Source organism: Acetobacter sp., from assembly GCF_047721705.1.
Lineage (GTDB): Bacteria > Pseudomonadota > Alphaproteobacteria > Acetobacterales > Acetobacteraceae > Acetobacter.
Window position 1 is genome coordinate 1 of the sequence record NZ_JBDNXK010000138.1, and the last position, 5,091, is coordinate 5,091.

Genomic DNA, 5,091 nt, shown 5'->3' on the forward strand with positions numbered 1-5,091 from the left:
TTTCTTATAAAACCACGGGGTCACCGCTTGGGGGGGCCACCCCCCCCCGCCCCCCACTAGCGCCAAAAAAAAACGCGCGCCCGGTTTTCTGGCGGGCCCGCTCTCGCGGGTTTCGATGATATTGTTACGAAGTGATTATGAATATACACAGAGGAGGAACGGGTTGAGCCAGATGGGATGATGGAGAGCAGATCATGAAAACGTATAATGCGGTTGAAACAGAAAAACTGCTTTCATACCCAGAACTGATTTCTGATCTGAAAAAGGCTCTTGAGCATTATGCCACAGGGAAGATTGTCTGCCCTGAACGGATTGTCGCACCGGCTCCCGGTCGGTCATCGCTTCTGATGGCCATGCCCGCCACCGGCGAAGACATAATGATTGCGAAAGTGCTGACCCTGTGTCCGGATAATGCCGCCAGTGCATATCCGATGATTCAGGGATGCCTGCTCTGCGCCGATGCTGTGAATGGCCAGATGCTGTTTTCCATCGATGGAGCGATGGTTTCGAAAAGACGTACCGCGGCGGTCAGTATGCTGGGTATGCAACTGTTGCACAAACAGGCGCCAAAGCATGTTCTTATCTTTGGCACAGGCACGCAGGCGCTCGCTCATTGTGAGGCGCTGGCCGCTCTGTATCCGGGCGTCAGCGTCACGATCGCAGGGCGCGACAAGACCAAATCAGTGAAGTTCTGTCAGGCGCATGAAGATTTGTCGCTGGAACTGCGGTCTTTTTCTGCTGGTAACAGTGGGTTCGATGTCATCATCGGCACGACCTCCAGCACGGAAATTCTTTATGATGAAGCGCCCGTTCCCGGCTGCCTTGTCATCGGCGTTGGCGCCTATCAGCCGCACATGATCGAATTTGGTCCGAAGATCACAACGGGTAGTCAGCTTTATGTTGATGACAAGGCGGGTGCGCTCACGGAAGCGGGCGATCTGATTCAGGCCAATGTGGACTGGTCCGAGGTGAACCCGCTGGTGACGGCGCTCACCCATCCTCCTACTGTCGACAAGCCGATTTTCTTCAAGTCAGTTGGCTGCGCGGCGTGGGATCTCGCTGCATGTCGCACGGCCCGGAGATCGCTGCTGGTGGCTGGGGAGCAAGACGCCGCCGGTTGAAAGGACTCATGGATACGTCCCCCACGTATTCCTGATTTGCCTGATATGTCAGTAATATGACATGTTATCGAAATGAACGCTCATGATGCGGCAGGGAATGAGCCGCCTGCCCTGACCGGCATGAAACGACGGAATTTTCTGTCGGCCCTTGCCGGAACGACGGCTTTCTGGACGCTGGCAGAGTTCGCTGATCTGCGTCAGGCCCTTGCCAGAGAAGCGGCTCAGTCTTCTGCCCCACGTTATTTTACCGATGATGAATGGCGGTTTCTTGATGCCGCCTGTGAGACGATTTTCCCCACTGATGAGGTCGGACCGGGCGCCCGGGCGCTTGGTGTTGTCACCTTCATCGACCGGCAGATGGACACTGCGTATGGACGCGGCGACCTGTGGTTCATGCGCGGGCCATTCGAACAGGGGCCAGCCAACCTTGGTTATCAACTTCCTCTGTCGCCACGTGATTTGTATCGCGCGGGCATTTCGGGTGCGAACGATTACTGCCGCCAGAAATATGGCCATGCCTTTCCCGATCTGGATCAGAAATTGCAGGTCGAGATACTGACGGCTTTTGAGACGCAGTCCCTCCCGTTTGGGGACGGGATCTCTTCCGACATGTTCTTCGAGCAGTTGCGCACCAATACATTGGAAGGGGCGTTTGCCGATCCGATTTATGGCGGAAACCGCCATCTTGCGGGGTGGGTGATGCTCGGCTTTCCGGGAGCGCGGGCCGACTTCATGGACTGGGTCGATCAGTATGGCCCAGCCTATCCGCTGGGCAGCGTGTCCATTGATGGCGAAACGGCGTGATGAGCACGATAAAGGCGGATGCTGTCGTTGTCGGGTCTGGCTGGGCCGGATCAATTCTTGCCAAGGAACTGACCGAAGCGGGACTGCGGGTTGTCATGCTGGAGCGGGGGCCAGATCGCTCTACGGCGGTGGAGGGGGCCTATCCCGCTTCGATTGATGAACTGCGTGGCGCGGTGCGCCATCGGCTGTTTCAGGATCTCTCACAAATGACGGTGACGATCCGCAACAAAATCGATCAGACAGCTCTGCCTTACCGGCGGCTTGCGGCGTTCCTGCCGGGAGAGGGCGTTGGGGGCGCTGGCCTGCATTGGTCCGGTGTGCATTTTCGCGTTGCTCCCGACGATCTCGCGTTACGGTCCAACGTGATTGCCCGTTATGGTAAGAACTTCATTCCTGAAGGTATGAATCTTCAGGATTACGGCGTGACGTACGACGAACTGGAGCCTTTTTTCGATAAGGCGGAGAAGGTCTTTGGCACTTCCGGGGAAGCCTACAAGATCAATGGCAAGGTGGTCGGCAACGGGAATATATTCGCGCCGTCCCGTTCGCAGGATTTTCCTCTCCCACCACTGAAAGACGTTTATACAGCGCATCTTTTCCGTAAGGCCGCGACAGAAGCGGGATATCACCCTTACGCGCTCCCCGCAGCGAATGCGTCCCGGCAATACACCAATCCGTATGGCGCCCAGATGGGTCCCTGCAACTTCTGCGGCTATTGCAGCGGGTATGATTGTTACATGTATTCCAAGGCCTCGCCGAATGTGAACATTCTTCCTGTTCTGCGGAAAGATCCGAATTTTACACTGATAACGCGAGCGCACGTACTACGCGTCGATCTGGATTCCGCACGGAAGCAGGCCAAAGGCGTAACCTATCTTGATCTGGATACGAACAGGGAGGTGACTGTTCAGGCAGACTTGGTGATTCTTGGCGCATTCCAGTTCCACAATGTGCGCCTCATGCTGCTGTCCGGCATCGGTCAGCCTTACGATGCAAAGAACAATGTTGGCGTGGTTGGGCGCAATTTTGTCTATCAGACCATTTCCACGTCACATGCGTGGATGCCTGATAATCACTTCACCAATCAGTTTATCGGAACTGGTGGCGGTGGTGTGGCCATTGATGATTTCAACAGCCTGAATTTTGACCATGGCCCCCATGGTTTCGTTGGTGGATCGCCAGTATGGGTGAATCAGGCTGGTGTGAAACCGATTGCCGCATCGGGCTTCGGCGGTGGTAAGGATGCGCCGCGCTGGGGCGCGGGCTATAAGAAAGCTCTCGTCGATACATACAAACATGCGTTTGCCATTGATGCTCATGGCAGCAACATGGCTTATCGCGATGCCTTTCTTGATCTCGATCCGACATGGACGGATGTCTATGGGCAGCCTTTGCTGCGTATGACGTTCGACTGGCATGACAACGATATTCGCATGAATCGGTATGTCGTCAGCAAAATCACCCCAATCATGAAAGCGCTTGGCGCGACGAAATATCAGCTTGGCATGCTGGAGTATGGCAAACCGTTTGATACGCGGATCTATCAGACGACGCACTTGGGAGGGGGCGCGGTCATGGGGGAAGACCCGCACACCAGCGCGCTGAATCGCTACCTCCAGAGCTGGGATGTGCCGAATGTTTTTGTCATCGGTGCCAACGCGTTTCCGCAAGGAATGGGATATAACCCGACGGGCATGGTCGCGGCGTTGGCCTACTGGTCGGCCCATCATATTCGCACGCGTTATCTCAAAGCCCCCGGCCCATTGGTGCCCTTGTGAAGATTTCCCCTTCCGCGATCGGTCTTGTTCTTGTGCTGCTTGTTTGTGGTTCTGCACGAGCGGCCGAGCCGGGTGGAGCACCTGATCTTGTCAGGCAGGGCGAATATGTAGCGCGTGCGGCGGATTGCAGCGCATGTCATTCAATGCACGGTCGGCCGCCCTTTGCGGGCGGTGTTCCGTTCAATCTGCCGATCGGACGTATCTACAGTCCCAATATCACGCCGGATGCCGAGCATGGCATTGGCGCGTATTCGGAGCAGCAATTTTCGCGGGCTATTCGGGAGGGTGTGAGGAGGGATGGTTCATCCATGTATCCCGCCATGCCGTTCCCTTCCTATGCGCGGATGACGGATGCCGACATTCATGCATTGTATGTCTATTTCCGTCAGGGCGTGAAGCCGTCAGCCGTAAAACCGCCTGCAAGCACAATCAAATGGCCGCTTTCCATGCGCTGGCCGCTTTTCTTCTGGCGTATGAGTTTCAGTCCTTCCCCGAAGGCCGCGCAGGCAACAATGCTGAGGTTTTTCTCTGATCCGCAGATTGAGCGTGGTGCCTATCTGGTGGAAGGGCCGGGGCATTGTGGCGCCTGTCATACGCCCCGCGCGCTCACGTTACAGGAAAAGGCCCTCACGGCTCAGGATGGACCGCTTTATCTATCCGGCGGCAATGCCGTCGACGGCTGGCATCCTCCCTCCCTGCGGCAGGAGAATCACATCGGACTGGGGCGATGGTCTGAGGAGGATATTGTCGATTTCCTTCGTGCCGCCCGCGCTCCAACCGGTTCCGCATTTGGGGGCATGGGTGATGCTGTCGTGCATGGCACACAATATCTGAATGACACGGATCTTCATGCCATTGCCCGCTATCTGAAATCTCTGCCGCCACGTCGGATGCCTGATCCTGTCTGGACCTACAATCCGGCGACGGGTGAAGCCCTCAGGCGGGGGGATGTCAGCGCGAGAGGAGCGAGGGTGTATGTTGACCATTGTTCCGCCTGTCATCGGAGCGATGGCCGTGGTTATCCCTCGGTTTTTCCAGCACTGGCAGGAAATCCGGTCGTGTTGGATGATAAGGTGGATTCGCTTGTTTCGATCCTGTTCAAGGGCGCAGTCCTGCCCGCGACGGGAACTGCACCTTCAGCGTTCGCCATGCCGGCATTTGGTCATATTCTTTCGCCAGAACAGATGGCGGACGTGCTGACATTCATCCGGGCAAGTTGGGGCAATGATGCTGCTGCGGTGGATGTGACAACGACGAAGCGATTGATGCCGAAAGATTACAATGTGACGTCCGGGGAGGCTCCTTTGAACTGATGGGTGTTGCGGTTGTGATCTGAATATTTTTGCATTTTTATGAAATCTCCTTATATAAAAAGGAAACATAAAAAC

4 protein-coding genes are annotated in these 5,091 nt (G+C 55.9%); all 4 read left to right on the plus strand.

Annotation, left to right across the window (positions count from 1 at the left end; translation table 11 throughout):
• Positions 1-194 precede the first annotated feature (194 nt).
• The 4 genes from ABF824_RS15330 to ABF824_RS15345 all read left to right on the plus strand — a co-directional run bounded on the left by ABF824_RS15330 (position 195) and on the right by ABF824_RS15345 (position 5,016).
• On the plus strand, positions 195-1,121 hold the full coding sequence (locus ABF824_RS15330; protein WP_415489850.1) for a delta(1)-pyrroline-2-carboxylate reductase family protein: 927 nt from the start codon (positions 195-197) through the stop codon (positions 1,119-1,121).
• Between the two features lie 72 nt (positions 1,122-1,193).
• A complete protein-coding gene (locus ABF824_RS15335; RefSeq protein WP_415489851.1) occupies positions 1,194-1,925 on the plus strand; it encodes a gluconate 2-dehydrogenase subunit 3 family protein in 732 nt (243 codons plus the stop codon).
• A complete protein-coding gene (locus ABF824_RS15340; RefSeq protein ID WP_415489852.1) occupies positions 1,925-3,703 on the plus strand; it encodes a GMC family oxidoreductase in 1,779 nt (592 codons plus the stop codon). The genes ABF824_RS15335 and ABF824_RS15340 overlap by 1 nt, the downstream gene beginning before the upstream one ends.
• Positions 3,700-5,016 carry a c-type cytochrome gene (locus ABF824_RS15345; protein WP_415489853.1) on the plus strand — a complete coding sequence of 439 codons (1,317 nt, stop codon included), beginning with the start codon at positions 3,700-3,702 and terminating at the stop codon, positions 5,014-5,016. The genes ABF824_RS15340 and ABF824_RS15345 overlap by 4 nt, the downstream gene beginning before the upstream one ends.
• Positions 5,017-5,091 lie beyond the last annotated feature (75 nt).